The sequence below is a fragment of the Pseudoalteromonas sp. M8 genome (assembly GCF_018141365.1).
Classification (GTDB): Bacteria; Pseudomonadota; Gammaproteobacteria; order Enterobacterales; family Alteromonadaceae; genus Pseudoalteromonas.
Genome location: NZ_CP047239.1, coordinates 401,314 through 417,500 on the forward strand (window position 1 = coordinate 401,314; position 16,187 = coordinate 417,500).

Sequence of the window (16,187 nt, forward strand, 5' to 3'; positions counted from 1 at the left end):
TTGCTCCTAGCCACTACGCAAGTTTTTGATTAGCCTTTTCTTTTAGACCCTAAGCAGATGCCAACTTTCTCGCTTTGAAATATTTAAATAAACCAATTAAAGACGCTGCGATCCAAAATAACTCTATCACAAAGCTTGCAAGGTTAAAGTTATAACAAAGGCTAATCAGTAGTAGGATCGCACCACTTAAATTCATCAAGTTATACGTTAAACTATCGGGAGATGCCTTTTCCAGTTGTAGCATAAAGAATGCACCAACGACCAAGAAAGTGCCTGTCATACCGATGATATCGAACATTAAATCGATCATGTTTTTTCCATTTAGCAAGACCCAATAGGCTGGCCCAGTTCCATGGGAAGGGTCATTTTCATTCATTGAAACAGCAAAGCCAAACGGCGAAATAGTAACAAACTGGGAAATTCAAGACAGGACATTTGTCTGATAACAAAAAAAGGTGAGCAATAAGAATTGGAGTAATAACTACTTGAAGGTGACCTTGCCACCAATTATTTTCAGTGCTGGCGCACCTCTCACTAGTGTATCCCGGGCAAACTCTTGCTCACAATTGGGGCAGTTTACTTGGTTGGTGGTAAAGTCCTGGGTGATCCGTTCTTTAAAACATTTAACGAGGCCGCCCTTGCCTCCCTTACGATACTTAAATAGCTGCTGGCGGCATCCAGAACAATAAATATCGACGGTTCTAACAGGGCCTTTTTTATTGGGTTTTGCCATACCGAGTTAGCTCATGATCCTAAGTACAAATGCAATGAGCGTAAACTGTAACACATGATAGCCACCGTTGACTAAAAACAGTTTCATCGGGCGCTGCTCAAATATATAGCTTATTCCTAATGAACAGGCGACGAAAAACCCCCCCACACCAAGCCCAACTCCGGTAGCCGCTAACAAAGAGAGCGATAGATCAAGCATCACAGCCATAAACACAGCGGACAACAAAGATAACAGAAATGCGACGCCAAAAGTCATCTTGGGATCGCTCGTTTGTAAGTCAAGCTCTGTTAACCCACACCCCTCCATCCATGTTTTTTGGAACAGCATAGGCGAATACCAAATACCACCTAACATAAAGGAAGACAAAGCGGCGAGAATAATTGCCCAAAGGTTCAATGCTTCAAATGAGAATATCATCGACTAACTCAGCATATTTCATTTTATTTAATAATGAGTATAAGTGAAAACCTACTTATAAACAGGTTTCTTTTGTAATTTCCTCTGCAGCGTTCTTCGGTGCATATTAAGTTGCCGTGCAGTTTCAGAAATATTACCTTCGTTTGCCTTTAGAACTTGCTGAATATGTTCCCACTCAAGTCGCTCTGGAGACATGACTTCTTCTACGATTTCTTGAGTTTTCTCTCCCAATAGCGTTTGTACTATCAAACTGGTACTTGCAGGCTTAGTTAGGTAGTCATCAGCACCCAATTTTATCGCCTCAACTGCAGTTGCAATGCTAGCATAGCCCGTTAATAATACAATGCGAGCGCTTGGATTGAGCTGCTTGATTTGTGTTATGAAGTTTATTGAGTTGGCCTCACCCAGCTTCATATCCAACAATATGTAGTCGAAAGCTTCTCGTTTACAAGCCACCTGCATATCTTCAATTAAAGTGACGTGTTCAACACCAAAGTCTTGTTTTTCCAAGCGCCTCATCAATGTTTGTGCGTAAGGCACGTCATCTTCAACAAGCAGTAACTTCATCACTCACCCTTGGTAGTTTAATCGTACATTTTGTCCCATCGGTAACGTCGCTTTCAATAAGCAGATGTCCACCAAGCCGTTCAATTGTCGCATGACTAAGCAGTACCGCCATGCCAAGCCCAGATTCACTATTCACTACATTGTGCCCCAGCTGCGCTAGCCTTTCTTCTGCTATTCCCTCACCTTTATCAAGAATGGTTATCACATGCTCAGTCGGCTCGGAGGTAAATATCACCTCTATGTCCGTCTGTTTTGCTTGCTCATTTGCTCGCACACCATTACTAATAAGGTTCAAAATCGAAGGCATCAACATAGGATCATCGCACAGCCCCCCTGAACATTAGTAATATCGAATCGAAAATGCTGCCGTGGAAATTGTAAATTCGTTAATTCTTTTAACTGCTCTGCAAGATGCTCTGCAGTTATCATTTGTTTAGACGCTGACTTTAAATACTCAGTGAATTCTCTAAAGACATTAAGCTGCTCCTTACATTTCCCAAGAGGTTCCGACATTTCTTGAACACATGGATCTTTTGGATACGACTCCTCCAGCTCTTCGTGTAATAGCGCCAAATGTGCGATTGGCGTGGCGAGTTGATGGGTTGCTTGTGCGGCCGCACTACCTAATGCGATTAATTGCTCTTGCTGTAGCTGCTGCTCTCGTAACATGGCAATTGCCCGCTCTTTTTTTCGATTTTGCTTTACCAATATGCTCACCACGGTAACAACGACTATAATAGTGAAAGTAAAGTTAACTAACATCCCGAGCAAGTGAGTGCTCATGTCCATATGGTGGACATGTTCATGAGACATTTTTATATAAAGATAAAGATAAGCCCCAATCGCCCCAGCCGACACCATCAACATGTTGATAGTTGGAATAGTTACTGCTGCAATAACCGTTGGCAATACCAGCAAGGACACAAACGCATTGGTCGCTCCACCCGTCAGGTCCAACAAAATAGTAAGAAACAAAATGTCCGCCAACAATTGCATTGTCATACCAATAGACGCGGCTTCTTTTGTGTTACGGTAGGCGTAAATACTTAATAGCTGAAATACCGACTCCGCTGCCACCACTCCAACCACTGCAACAAAATCAAATTGTTTACCAAAAACTAGAGCTGCGATAGCGAGCATCACTATTTGAATGATGATTGCCACAGATCGCAACAACAACAGTTGACCCAATGCAGAGCTGGGAGAAAACGCAATTTTCATGAAAATATAAGAAGCTAAGCTAAGATAAAAGAATTATACCTAATCTAGCGAAAATAGGTGTGATCGAACTCAGTTATATCGCCGTTTTACAAGCCACAGCTTCGCTTTTATGGCAATACTGTGAAGGATTTGGTATAAATAAAAAATTGGCCAACTGGTCGGATTAGAATAAGAGACACTATGGTTTATGCAAAAATCACGGGCTGGGGTAAGTGCATTCCACCAGCGAGCATCAGTAATGATGAAATTAGCACCATCGTTGATACCAATGATGAATGGATAAGTACAAGAACAGGTATAAAATCCAGACGCGTTAGTCATGTTAGCACTGCCGAACTTGCAACGGTTGCAAGCCAACACGCTTTGGCATGTGCAGGACTTGAAGGTAAAGACATCGATCTTGTTCTACTTGCAACCTGCACCCCGTCAACTATGGTGGCAAATACAGCTTCTTTAGTACAAAAGAATATTGGAGCCGTGGGTGCTGCAGCATGTGATACCAATGCGGCCTGTTCGGGCTTTTTGTATGCATTACAAAATGCCACCGCACAGATCCAAGCCGGTATGATTAAAAGAGCAGTCATTGTTGCAGCTGAGCGTATGACTTGGTATGTAAACTGGGCAAAGCGCGACAGCGCGGTATTATTTGGCGACGGTGCTGGTGCAGTCGTGCTTGAAGCAAGTGAGGAACCAACCGGCCTATTAGGCACCAAAACTGGCTGTGATAGCACTGACAGAAGTATATTACACATTCCAAACTATGGTACCGATATGGACCGCAGTGCAGGCACCGGACCTTCTGACCTCTCTTTTGAGGGACGTGAAATCTTCAAGCGTGCTGTAAAAGGTATGAGTGAAGCATGTGATGATGTACTCAACCAAGCACAGCTATCACTAGAAGACATTGATGTACTTATCCCGCACCAGGCAAATCTTCGTATCATTCAAGCGATCCAAAATCGTTTGGAAATTTCAGATGATAAAGTCATGGTCAATATCGACAAGTACGGTAATACCTCAGCTGCAACAATTGCAATTGCACTGTGTGAAGCTGTCGAAAGTGGTCTTATTAAGCCACACGCTAATATTATGTCGGCGGCATTTGGCGCTGGATTAACCTGGGCTGCGAGCTATTTAAAATGGGGAGAAAGAACGACCCCAATTGCGATGTCGGATGCACGTTTACCTGATTGCGATAAAACAGGTCTTGAGTTGATTGCACCAGCAGTGGCCGCGAGTCAAGCTCAATAACTAACCTACTCTCCCGAATTAAGGTTAATTGCTCGATCTTGCCCTTGGGTGGGTGGTAATATTGCAATATTATTATCGCTCATCCAAGGAGTTTATTGTGCTCAAAGCGCATACCGAGATCAGTCAATTAGAACCACAAGCAATTTGGAAGTTTTTTGACCAAATTTGTGCCATTCCCCACCCTTCAAAACACGAAGAAGCGCTAGCAAGCTTTATTGTTGACTGGGCTAAAAGCAAAAATTTAGACGTACGTCGTGATAACACTGGTAATGTGTTCATCAAAAAAGCTGCAACAAGTGGCATGGAAAATCGTAAGCCTGTTGTACTACAAGCACACATTGATATGGTGCCACAAAAGAATGACGATACAGCACACGACTTCGTTACCGATCCAATCAAACCATATGTTGATAATGATTGGGTAACTGCAACTGGCACTACATTAGGTGCAGACAATGGTATCGGCATGGCATCATGTTTGGCCGTATTAGACGCTGACGATATCAAACACGGGCCACTTGAGGTGTTACTAACCGTTGATGAAGAAGCAGGCATGAGCGGCGCGTTTGGTTTGCAATCTGGCTGGTTAGAAGGAGAAATTCTGCTCAACACCGATTCAGAGCAAGAAGGCGAAATCTACATGGGTTGCGCAGGTGGTGTAGATGCATCCTTAACTCTACAACTCGTGCGAGAAGCGTTACCTAAACACCATCAAATCTTTGAGCTGTCTCTAAAAGGCTTACGCGGCGGACACTCTGGCGTCGACATTCACACCGGCCGTGCAAACGCTAATAAATTGCTCGCAAGATTCTTAAAACACCATATTGCAGACTTTGATCTAAGACTTATCGAGATCAGAGGCGGCTCCCTACGCAATGCAATTCCGCGCGAAGCATACGCTGTCATTAGTTTTGATGAAACGCAAATAAGCGAGTTCCAGGCGCTGATTGAAGCTTATGAAACCATCATTAAGCAAGAATTATGTGCCATAGAAACCGGGATCACATTTGCGCTCAGCACCTCAAAAAGTACCACGTTGCCAATGAGCCAAGCTTCTGAAAGCAAAGTATTAGCGCTTCTCAATGCTTGCCCTAATGGTGTTGTACGCATGAGCGACGACATTCCAGGTGTTGTTGAAACCTCACTTAACATGGGTGTAATTTCTACTACAGATAACAGTTTAGAAGTCCTATGTTTGATCCGTTCATTAATTGATTCTGGTCGCAGTGATGTCGAGGGTATGTTGCGTTCACTGGCTGAGCTGACACAAGCAGACATTGAATTTAGTGGTGCTTACCCAGGCTGGAAACCTGATCCAAGCTCAGAAGTATTAGCTATTTTCCGTGATATGTATGAATCAATCTACGGTGAAAAGCCACATATTATGGTTATTCATGCTGGTCTTGAATGTGGTTTGTTCAAAGAACCTTACCCGAACATGGATATGATTTCTTTTGGTCCAACCATCAAATTTCCACACTCTCCCGAGGAAAAAGTAGAAATTTCAAGCGTTGGCCTATATTGGCAGCAAATGAAAGGGATCTTAGAAAACATTCCTGAAAAGCAGTAAAACTAATCTAAAATTAATTATACCAATTCGGTTATTAGACAAACTAAAAGCCCAGCTTACGTAGCTGGGTTTTTCATAGATTTCAGGCTCTGTGATTGTGATTAGCTGAACTTTTTCTCAAGATAACTAAACATGGTTCTAAGACCCAATGCTTCACCACCAACAGGTCTACCCGGTAACGCTCTCACGTTCCAAGCCATCACATCAAAATGTAGCCAAGGTGTCGTGGCTGGCTCAACAAATTCTTTTAGATACAGTGCAGCTGTTATTGAACCACCAAACGGCGTCGAACCACAGTTAGCAATATCGGCGATATCGCTCTTGAACAGCGCCTTATACTGATCAAACAAAGGCAGTTGCCAAATAGGATCCGCATTACCCAGACCAATTTCCATTAGCTCAGAAGCAATCGCTTGATCTGTAGAATAAAAACCAGGCAGTTCAGTGCCAAGTGCAACGCGACACGCACCAGTCAAGGTTGCGAAATCAATCAATAGCTCAGGCGCTTCTGTTTGCGCTTCTGCCAATGCGTCGCATAAAACCAAGCGTCCTTCGGCATCGGTATTGTCAATTTCAACCGTAATACCTTTACGTGTTTTGATCACATCACCTGGCCTAAAGGCATTGCGAGAAACCGCATTTTCTACCGCTGGGATAAGTACGCGTAATCTTACAGGCAGTTTTGCCGCCATAATCATATTGGCCAACGCGATAACATGAGCCGCTCCGCCCATGTCTTTTTTCATATTACGCATTCCAGACGCAGGTTTTAAGTCCAGACCACCAGAGTCAAAACATACGCCTTTACCAACTAACGTAAGTTTTGCGTGGTTTTCATTACCCCAACGTAAGTCAAGCAAACGCGGAGCATTGTCACTCGCACGGCCCACCATGTGGATTGTTGGGTAGTTTTGCTCTAATAACTCATCACCAATGATTTGTTCAAATGATGCGCCATATTGCTCGGCAAGTTCTTCCATTACTTCAGCCATGTGCTGAGGCATCATATCGGCAGCCGGTGTGTTTACTAGATCTCTTGCAAGATTAATAGACTCGACAGCCGCTTTTACTTTGGCATATATATCAGCATCTTCGATAGCAAGCTTTGCGACAATCGCTGGCAATTCTTTATAAGCAGAAAATTGATACGCCCCCAGTAAAAACGCAATAGCGTGGCTCTCAACTTGCTCTGAAGCGATATCAATAAAATAAGTGCCTTTTGGTAACTGCTTTGCAAGATCGCCCAATAGCCAAAAATCATCGTCTTCAGCAATAACAATAACTCGCTCTACTTCTCCAGAATCAGCATTCGGAATAAGAATATTTTTTTGCGATTGAAGTTGTGCGGTTTTTACGAAAAGCTGTGTCGTACTTGACTGCTGCGCTTGCCATGACGCTAATTCTGCAGCAGAGAAGATAGAAATGGGTGTACCCTTCGCAGAGTGAACGAGTAGGTTGTTCATGTAGGCCTCAAATTTATTATGTTCGTACTTAGATTACCAAGGCTAAAAAGAAAATTCACTGTTCCTCGGTTTTTGTTGGCTTTTTTTTCAAGTTGAATGAGCTAGGCAAAACATCCACGCCCACTAATTGACCGACCTTTACGATTATCGGAATGGTAATGGGGGCAAAAGGTAAAACGGCAAACACACCCAATCCTAATCCTTTGAGAATATCCACAAGTTGGGCGTTTGCTATTTTTAGCTCAGCCTTATGCGCTCGCCCCGAAGTATATCGCTTGTATATCTCAAGCATTTCTTTCGTTTCTTGTTTCTCTTGTTCTAGTGCGCATTTGAGCGCAATCATTGCTCTGCGCAATCTTATTTGCTGTCTGCGTTTACTGATCCGAGCAACGCGCATCGGTGCTTTATGGACAACTTTGATCAGTTTCATTAATAAACTCAAAGATAGTGTTGTCCAGAGTCTATCAAAATTTTTAGCACTTTAGCTATTAGCCATTGGTACAAATTAGCTATTCTAACGAGTAAAGTTATACGTAAAGTGTGCAAAACAACGAACTAGAACAAAATCAACCTCAATTACCACACAAAACTGTACAATAATCACTCACACAAAGACTAGCACCTAGCATTGCTCAATTAATCTACAAAAACTGAATAATGAAATTTCCGTAATCTCGCTAAACTTTGTAACAACAAATTATAAGCAACTGGGTGTTTCTCTTCAAAACTAGTTAAACCGTCCAAAAGTTCATCTTCAACAATAACTTATCATTCAACCTTTGCAATTCTTCTTAGCCTAAACAAAAAGTTATTAAGAAAGTTGCAGTTTCAGAAATCACTGCTAATTTTAAAAAAGCGCTTGCCAACACATAGCAAATTAAATTATATGTGTATTAAAGGTAAAAATATTATAAATGGCCTTTTTTATTGGTATGACAACAACAATCAACTGGGGAAACAGGATGAAACTAAAAAGTAACACGGTGCGCCGTGCAATTCGCTTCGCGCTCGCTTCAGCAGCAACAACCTCACTTCTTACTACCACCGCAATGGCTGAAGAAGCCAACCAAGCAAAAGCAGATGAAAAAATTGAAAAAATCGCGGTAGTTGGCTCCCGGGCTGCTCCTCGCTCTGTAGGCGAGTCACCAGTACCAATTGACATCATCGGTGCTGAAGATATGTCGAAAGCTGCGGGCTCTGACATGCTGGAATTACTGAAAGGATCTGTACCATCTTTGAACGTACATGCAAACCCAATCAGTGATGCAGCGACTCTAGTAAGGCCAGCTAACTTACGCGGATTGCCTGCGGACAGTACGCTGATTTTGTTAAATGGTAAGCGTCGCCACCGTTCATCGGTTATTGCCTTTTTAGGTGGCGGTATTAACGACGGTGCTCAAGGTCCTGATATTTCAGTGATCCCTAGTATCGCGCTCAAACAGGTGGAGGTACTTCGCGACGGTGCTGCCGCGCAGTACGGTTCAGATGCAATCGCGGGTGTAATGAACTTTGTACTTAAAGACGCTAGCGAAGGGGCTCGTTCTCTATTCGTCAAGGTGAATACTACGAAGGTGACGGCGACACGACGGTTATCGAAGGTAACGTAGGTTTGCCATTTACGGATGATGGATTTGCTAACTTAAGCTTTCAGTACAAAGAAGCGGATGCGACTAGCCGCAGTGTTCAGCGTCCTGATGCAGCAGCTTACATTGGTGCCGGAGTTGAAGGAGTTGGTGACCCAGCGCAGATCTGGGGTGCGCCAGAAATTAAAGATGATATAAGTATCTTCGGTAATGTTGGCGTAGATGTCACTGACAATGCTCGATTCTATATGTTTGGCAACTACTCCGAGCGAGACGTTAAAGGCGGATTCTATTATCGAAATCCACAAACCCGTCCTGGTGTATACTCTAACGACGGTGGTGAAACGCTGTTAGTGGGAGACTTAGATGGTGTAGGTGTGGGTATCGAATGTCCGGTAGTTAACTTGACGGATAAAAATGTAGCGAACATCCCAGCGTATCAATTAATTGCTGCTGATACCGAGTTAGGTAGAAACTGTTTTGCCTTTAATGAAATTTTACCTGGAGGTTTCACGCCGAACTTTGGTGGTAACATCACTGATACATCTCTAACTATCGGCGTTGAAGGTGAGTTTAAAAACGGCTTTTTGGAGGGGGGTTACTGGGACTTAAGTGGCTCGGTTGGTCGTAACGAATCACGTTACTTCATCACTAACACGGTAAACGCTTCACTTGGCGCAGATACGCCTATGGACTTCAGCCCAGGTAAATACATCCAACTGGAAAAGAATTTTAACTTTGACGTGTCAAAAGGCTATGACTTTGACCTAGCTTACGATGTAAACGTTGCAGCAGGTCTTGAGTGGCATGAAGAAACATTTGAAGTACTTTCAGGTGATGAAGCATCATTTATTGCAGGGCCACTGACTGAGCAAGGCTTTGGGATAGGTTCAAATGGTTTCCCAGGCTTCAAACCTTCTGCAGCAGGAGAATACACTCGTCGTAACTATGCTGCTTATGTGGATATCGAGACCCCATTTACTGAAGAGTTTATGATGGGATGGGCGCTTCGTTACGAAGATTACGATTCATTTGGTTCGACTACAAACTTTAAGATCACGGGTCAATATCATGTTACCGAAGACTTCTCGGTTCGTGGTTCAATCAGTACCGGTTTCCGCGCGCCAACGGTAGGTCAAGCTAACGTGTCTAACGTGCAGACAAACTTAAGCAGTGGTGTATTGGTAGATTCAGCACTATTACCACCAACAAACCCTGTTTCAGAGCAGCTTGGTGGTACTGAATTGACTCCTGAAGAGTCAGAAAGTTACACACTAGGTGCGGTATATCGCTCTGGCGACTTATTTATTACGTTAGATTACTACAACATTGAAGTAACTGACCGTCTAAGCCAGTCTGAAAAAATCGTTTTAAGTGATGCTGACAAAGCAGCCCTTAAAGCGGCGGGTGTTCCTAACGTTGATAACTTAGCGCAGGTGAGCTTCTTCACTAACGACTTCGATACCACGACTCAAGGTATCGACTTAGTCGGTAACTATTCTATGGATATGCTGGGTGGTTATGCAACATTCAGTGCCGCATACAACTGGAATGAAACCGAAGTAGACCGCTTCTCTGCTATCACAGGTGACTTCAAGGTATCTCGTTTAGAAAACGACTTACCGAAGCACAGAGGCACATTAACTTGGGCTCAGCAATGGGATAACTTCTCAGGTTTTGTTCGTATGAACTACTTTGGCGAATACCAAGGCGTTCACGTCGATTATGATGCAACAGCAAAAACAGCGGACGCGACAATCACATTTGATGCAGAGCTTACCTACTTTGCAACAGATTCGATCAGTCTATCTGTTGGTGCAAATAATATCTTTGACCAAGATGCTGAAGAACTAGACTTCTTTGACGCTACAGGTATCCCAAATAACAACTGGGGTGGCAAATACTATGAAACTTCACCATACGGTATTAATGGTGGTTTCTACTATGTGAAAGCAACCTATACGTTCTAACTTTTACTGTAACCCAGAAACAAAGGCGAACTAGCATTAGCTATTTCGCCTTTTTATTTTTATCCTATATAACAAAGCAGTTAATTTTGAATACAAACATGTTGTTATTAAAGCGAGCCAACGAATTATTAGCCGAAAACAAGCTTAGAGAAGCTGAGTTTATGTACAAGTCTGTACTAAAACAGTCACCTAACAACGGTCCAGCTCTATTTGGTCTAGGCCGCATTTGCATGCGTTTAGAGCAGTATGATAACGCAATCTACTATTTAAAAAGAGCCTGCGAACATTTACCAAAAATGCTTGAGCCGCTCTTCGCATTGGCCGATGCATTTTTAGCCGTAGGTTCACCGGTTGACGCAAAAACCGTACTTGAATACACCTTAAGCGTGGCAAAACATAATGCCCAAGCCCATTACCAACTCGGTCAATTTTATCTGGACTATGGCTTTATTGAACAAGCCAAAAATGTCTTTAAAGCGGGGTTAGATTGTCCTCATAGTACAGTGACTGCCTTTATGCTGTACGAACTGGTACAAATGTCCTCAGCCAAAGAATTACCTACATATTTAGCGATTTTAGAAAAATTGGAAAATGAGTTTGAAGCACCGAGACTAAAAACCGTGGTCCACTATGCTCTAGCTAAGTGTCATGAACAATTAGGTAACTTTAATGCAGCCCAAGATAACTATGCTTTAGCGAATGATACACAGCTGCTGATGAGCGAGTTTCGTACTGTAGACATGCTGCCATTTTTTGAATCAATCAAAAAGTATTGTGGCAAAGCGTTTTTTGATAAACCTAGTGATAAGGTTAAGACAACATTTACCCCTGTTTTTATTGTTGGTTTGCCAAGAACTGGCTCGACTCTCCTAGAACAAATGCTAGTGCAACATTCACATGTTGGTACACTAGGCGAGAATACCGTGATCAGCGATAAAATTGTCCCTTACCTCAGTAAACGCAACAATTCAGAGTTCCCAGGTTGTTTAGACCAACTAAGTAACTCTATGTTAGATCATTGCCGCATACTCTATGTCGACGAGATAAAGCGGCATCGAGTGCCGGAAGAAGTGGTGATCAATAAACTTCCAGCTAATTTTCAAAATCTGGGCTTAATCCACAAGCTCTTCCCTGAGGCGCGAATTATTCATTTAACTCGCAACCTCAATGCAACAGCCTGGTCGGTCTACAGTAATCATTTCGCCGAAAGCGAGCCCTACTTTTGCTCTTTAAGTGAATTTGCCTTGTATGCGCAAGCGCAAAGCGACTTGATGTCACATTTTAACCAATTTATGAAAAGAGATATTTTTACGCTCAGTTACGAACAACTTATTGCAGAGCCTGAAAAGTCCCTCAAACAATGCTTGAGCTTTTTATATCAAAAATACGAACCTGAATGTTTGGAGTTTCACAAATCTAAAAAGCCGGTGCATACCCTAAGTAAGGCGCAGGTCAGAAAGCCAATCAGTACGCAGCCACTGGAAAAGTGGCAGCGCTATGAAGCATTTATTGAGAAGATGATTGCTCAACCACAAAGCGATCAAACCACGCCAGCAAATCTTTAAACTGATCATCACGTGCATGTTTATGGGTTAACATGTCTATGTGCCCATAATTGTGCCGATGGCCGTGCTTTTTTCCATAAATTCTGAGTTCTTGTATCCCCTTTCCAGATTCACGAATAAACGCTTGAATATCGACAGGTTGTGCCAGTGCTTTATCTTTAACGCCCGCAATGTGCAAGATTGGAGGTAACGTCATGTCTTTTAATACTGCGGCATAATTAAAACCGTCATCGGAGTCAACCCATGGGTGCTTCTGTGCCCAGTCAGCGCTTTGAGCATGTGATTTTAAAGACTCATCATCACTCCCCCAACCAAGTCTTTTCGCAGGTAAGTATCCATGCTTTTTCGAATAATAGTGCGCAACGTTAAACCATATTAGGTTTGCTTTCAGTAATTTGCTCGGGTGATTGTTATGTAAACTACGTTTAGAGCCAAAATAGACACATGCATTAACATGCTGAATTTCTTCAGGAAAGCGTGCAAAAACACAATTCATCAATACACCTCCCCAAGAATGTCCAATCCAATATTGTGCTCTAGATCCGGTATATCGTTCGATAAAATTCAGCATTTCAGGGATTTCGTGCAAGATTGATTCAGTTTGACCATAATCCGCTTCAGCGTCGATTTTAGGAATGCTCTCTCCTCGCCCACGAAGATCGCCAACAAAACAGCGATAGCCGTGTTCAGCTAAAAAAGGCGCTAGCCCTTTATTACTTTCAGTATAAAAAACTTTGCCGTTTTCAACTGCACCATGCATAAAAAACACAGCGGGACCGCTACTATCCGGTTTTGCTATATATCTGAGGTGGAGTTTATGCCCATCTGCTATATCAACTAATAGTGATTTTTGCTCTATCATTTCTTTGTTTTTTTCTTTGAACACTAATCTCATCGTACCAGTTGACTGATTGATAAGTAAACTCTTAAACGAAGCAAATAAAGAGGTTGATATGCCTTTAAGATAAAGCCAGTATTCAAGACTTAAGCGTTCGATTAAAAGTGTTATAATCCTTTTTATTTATTCGAAGAATCCTGTGCACCCAAGAAACAAGCATAATTCAGGCTATGATCTAGACAAGCTTATAGCGATTGAACCCGCTTTAAAGAATTTTACTTACAACCGAGCTGATGGCATAAAAAGCATCGACTTCACCAATCCAGATGCCGTAAAACTGCTGAATAAAGCACTGCTTAAGTCAGACTACGATATACAAGTTTGGGATATCCCCGCACAATTTTTATGCCCCCCGGTTCCAGGCAGAGCAGATTATATCCATGCGCTGAAAGATCTGTTAGATGAAAGTAACTTGCCCGATAAGGTGCAAGGCGTAGATATTGGTACTGGTGCCAATTTGATCTATCCCATCTTAGGATCAAGAGAGTATAACTGGCGCTTTGTGGCCTCTGATATCAATCCTCTTGCTGTGAAGTGTGCCAAAACCATTGCAGAACTAAATAAGTTGCCGGTAAAAGTGATGCAACAAAAGCAGCCTAATCACTTTTTTAAAACGATAATAAAAGCAAACCAGTTTTATCATTTTTCAATGTGTAACCCGCCCTTCCATTCCAGTGAAGCAGATGCAAACAAGGGCACGCAAAGAAAGTGGAAAAACCTTAACCGAGTACCACAAGCCTCGCTAAACTTTGGCGGCCAAGCTCAAGAGTTATGGTGTGAAGGTGGAGAAAAGCGCTTTATACTGGATATGATCACTGAGAGTGTCACTTTCCAAGAGCAAGTTTACTGGTTTACTTCCCTTATCTCGAATAAAGACAACGTAAAACCACTTAAACAACAACTTAAACAGGTCGCTGCCGAGCAAGTGAAAGTGATCGAGATGGAACAAGGTAATAAGACAAGCCGTTTTATCGCCTGGAGTTTTTTCAAACCCTAGCAATGTGTATATGGTAGGAACGAGTCCACCTCGCGTGACTCTCTATACCCCACCGTTGCATTACTGCAACGGGTTTTGAGGTACATTTTTTGCTGGAACTTCATTGCAAGCCATCGGTGGGTGAACCACCTCCCACCATGTTGCGCTGTGCTGATGCTGTGGGGGAGTGGGAGCGAGTTTACCTCGCGAGGTTTTTAAATCACACATAGCAAAAAACCCGTTGCATCTCTGCAACGGGTTTTGATGTACATGGATGTTCGAATGTCGATGAAGTTCATGGATGAACGCTTTTCATCAACCTCTTATTTGGCCCTAGCTCGCTACGAAGTAGGATGTTCTCATTTTTTAAATAGAGAGTCACATGGGTGATCCACACTATCATTGACCGGGGCCGACCCTTCGGCTGTTTTGTTTCACTTCTGAGTTTGGGTGACGAGAAACCGAAGCACCGCTTCGCAGTTCGAGGAAGTGAGCGCAAGGACGCGCGAAGGGGAGATGCTACATGGAAGTACTTTACCCCAAACAGCAAAAAACCCGTCGCATTGCTGCAACGGGTTTCTCTTATTTCGCCCTGGCGATGTTCTACTTTCACATGGGTAATCCACACTATCATCGACGCTGTTTTGTTTCACTTCTGAGTTCGGCATGGGGTCAGGTGGGTCCAAAACGCTATAGTCACCAGGAAATTCTGTTCATCAATGAAGTCTCCTTCATCAATGTAAATCTGGAAAAAGCTATTAAATTCTTTTGTCTACTTTAGTCTATTAACTTCTGTTAGCTAAGGCCTCCATGGATGGAGGTCATGCTAGGAATTGTCTGGAACAATTCTAGTAAACCACTTTGGCGTTGTATGGTTAAGCCTCACGGGTAATTAGTACGAGTTAGCTTAATGCCTCACAGCACTTCCACATCTCGCCTATCAACGTTGTAGTCTTCAACGGCCCTTCAGTTGACTCTAAGTCAAAGTGAGAACTCATCTCGAGGCCTGCTTCCCGCTTAGATGCTTTCAGCGGTTATCAGTTCCGAACGTAGCTACCGGGCAATGCAATTGGCATCACAACCCGAACACCAGCGGTTCGTCCACTCCGGTCCTCTCGTACTAGGAGCAGCCCCTCTCAATTCTCAAACGCCCACGGCAGATAGGGACCGAACTGTCTCACGACGTTCTAAACCCAGCTCGCGTACCACTTTAAATGGCGAACAGCCATACCCTTGGGACCGACTTCAGCCCCAGGATGTGATGAGCCGACATCGAGGTGCCAAACACCGCCGTCGATATGAACTCTTGGGCGGTATCAGCCTGTTATCCCCGGAGTACCTTTTATCCGTTGAGCGATGGCCCTTCCATTCAGAACCACCGGATCACTATGACCTACTTTCGTACCTGCTCGACGTGTCTGTCTCGCAGTTAAGCTTGCTTCTACCATTACACTAACCGTACGATGTCCGACCGTACTTAGCAAACCTTCGTGCTCCTCCGTTACTCTTTGGGAGGAGACCGCCCCAGTCAAACTACCCACCAGGCACTGTCCTCAACCCCGATTCAGGGGCCTAAGTTAGAACATCAACACTACAAGGGTGGTATTTCAAGGTCGGCTCCACAGAAACTAGCGTCTCTGCTTCAAAGCCTCCCACCTATCCTACACATGTAGGGTCAATGTTCAGTGCCAAGCTGTAGTAAAGGTTCACGGGGTCTTTCCGTCTAGCCGCGGGTACACAGCATCTTCACTGCGATTTCAATTTCACTGAGTCTCGGGTGGAGACAGCGTGGCCATGGTTACACCATTCGTGCAGGTCGGAACTTACCCGACAAGGAATTTCGCTACCTTAGGACCGTTATAGTTACGGCCGCCGTTTACCGGGGCTTCGATCAAGAGCTTCGCCTAAGCTAACCCCATCAATTAACCTTCCGGCACCGGGCAGGTGTCACACCGTATACGTCATCTTACGAT

At 43.4% G+C, this 16,187-nt stretch carries 13 protein-coding genes, 2 rRNA genes and 1 pseudogene (1 of these 16 running past the window's edge); 5 read left to right on the plus strand and 11 right to left on the minus strand.

All coding sequences use genetic code 11. The features are described from left to right. Nucleotides 1-49 precede the first annotated feature (49 nt). The 6 genes from GSF13_RS01640 to GSF13_RS01660 form a co-directional block, all read right to left on the minus strand. A complete protein-coding gene (locus GSF13_RS01640) occupies nt 50-310 on the minus strand; it encodes a hypothetical protein (protein ID WP_010379248.1) in 261 nt (86 codons plus the stop codon). A gap of 171 nt (nt 311-481) precedes the next feature. Continuing rightward, nucleotides 482-733: a hypothetical protein gene (locus tag GSF13_RS01645; protein ID WP_211865793.1), complete on the minus strand. Its 252-nt coding sequence runs from the start codon at nt 731-733 to the stop codon at nt 482-484. Between the two features lie 6 nt (nt 734-739). Then, nucleotides 740-1,150, minus strand: a complete 411-nt coding sequence (locus GSF13_RS01650; RefSeq protein WP_211865795.1) for a DUF1761 domain-containing protein — start codon at nt 1,148-1,150, stop codon at nt 740-742. A gap of 51 nt (nt 1,151-1,201) precedes the next feature. Continuing rightward, entirely contained in the window at nt 1,202-1,717 is a 516-nt protein-coding gene (locus tag GSF13_RS01655) for a response regulator (RefSeq protein WP_010605208.1), read from the minus strand. Beyond that, a complete protein-coding gene (locus tag GSF13_RS24520; RefSeq protein WP_249122661.1) occupies nt 1,698-2,024 on the minus strand; it encodes an ATP-binding protein in 327 nt (108 codons plus the stop codon). Before GSF13_RS24520 ends, GSF13_RS01655 begins: the two co-directional genes overlap by 20 nt. Then, a complete protein-coding gene (locus tag GSF13_RS01660; protein ID WP_249122662.1) occupies nt 2,024-2,881 on the minus strand; it encodes a hypothetical protein in 858 nt (285 codons plus the stop codon). Before GSF13_RS01660 ends, GSF13_RS24520 begins: the two co-directional genes overlap by 1 nt. A 237-nt stretch (nt 2,882-3,118) precedes the next feature. On the opposite strand from GSF13_RS01660, the gene GSF13_RS01665 reads away from it, so the two are divergent. Both GSF13_RS01665 and GSF13_RS01670 read left to right on the plus strand, forming a co-directional pair. After that, nucleotides 3,119-4,189, plus strand: coding sequence for a ketoacyl-ACP synthase III (locus GSF13_RS01665; RefSeq protein ID WP_211865797.1), 1,071 nt, complete (start codon nt 3,119-3,121; stop codon nt 4,187-4,189). Between the two features lie 97 nt (nt 4,190-4,286). After that, complete coding sequence (locus GSF13_RS01670; RefSeq protein ID WP_102057899.1) at nt 4,287-5,759, plus strand: aminoacyl-histidine dipeptidase; 1,473 nt, start codon at nt 4,287-4,289, stop codon at nt 5,757-5,759. Nucleotides 5,760-5,860: 101 nt separating this feature from the next. On the opposite strand, the gene GSF13_RS01675 is transcribed toward GSF13_RS01670, so the two are convergent. Beyond that, nucleotides 5,861-7,222, minus strand: a complete 1,362-nt coding sequence (locus tag GSF13_RS01675) for a leucyl aminopeptidase family protein (protein ID WP_010605204.1) — start codon at nt 7,220-7,222, stop codon at nt 5,861-5,863. Nucleotides 7,223-7,277: 55 nt separating this feature from the next. Then, complete coding sequence (locus GSF13_RS01680; protein ID WP_211865799.1) at nt 7,278-7,652, minus strand: hypothetical protein; 375 nt, start codon at nt 7,650-7,652, stop codon at nt 7,278-7,280. Nucleotides 7,653-8,184: 532 nt separating this feature from the next. On the opposite strand from GSF13_RS01680, the pseudogene GSF13_RS01685 reads away from it, so the two are divergent. Together GSF13_RS01685 and GSF13_RS01690 are read left to right on the plus strand one after the other, a co-directional pair. Next, nucleotides 8,185-10,775 (plus strand): annotated as a pseudogene (locus GSF13_RS01685) (TonB-dependent receptor). 98 nt (nt 10,776-10,873) lie between these two features. Further along, nucleotides 10,874-12,340: a sulfotransferase gene (locus GSF13_RS01690; protein WP_206471878.1), complete on the plus strand. Its 1,467-nt coding sequence runs from the start codon at nt 10,874-10,876 to the stop codon at nt 12,338-12,340. Here GSF13_RS01690 and GSF13_RS01695 read toward each other — a convergent pair. Next, complete coding sequence (locus GSF13_RS01695; RefSeq protein WP_211865938.1) at nt 12,282-13,202, minus strand: alpha/beta fold hydrolase; 921 nt, start codon at nt 13,200-13,202, stop codon at nt 12,282-12,284. The two genes, GSF13_RS01690 and GSF13_RS01695, sit on opposite strands and share 59 nt — an antisense overlap. Before the next feature lie 175 nt (nt 13,203-13,377). Here GSF13_RS01695 and rlmF point away from each other — a divergent pair, with 175 nt between their 5' ends. After that, entirely contained in the window at nt 13,378-14,235 is an 858-nt protein-coding gene (gene rlmF / locus GSF13_RS01700; protein WP_211865801.1) for a 23S rRNA (adenine(1618)-N(6))-methyltransferase RlmF, read from the plus strand. Between the two features lie 569 nt (nt 14,236-14,804). Here the strand turns inward: rlmF and rrf are convergent. Both rrf and GSF13_RS01710 read right to left on the minus strand, forming a co-directional pair. Next, a 5S ribosomal RNA gene (rrf, locus tag GSF13_RS01705) occupies nt 14,805-14,918 on the minus strand. A 167-nt stretch (nt 14,919-15,085) separates the two neighbouring features. Further along, nucleotides 15,086-16,187, minus strand: a 23S ribosomal RNA gene (locus tag GSF13_RS01710); it runs 1,876 nt beyond the window's last position.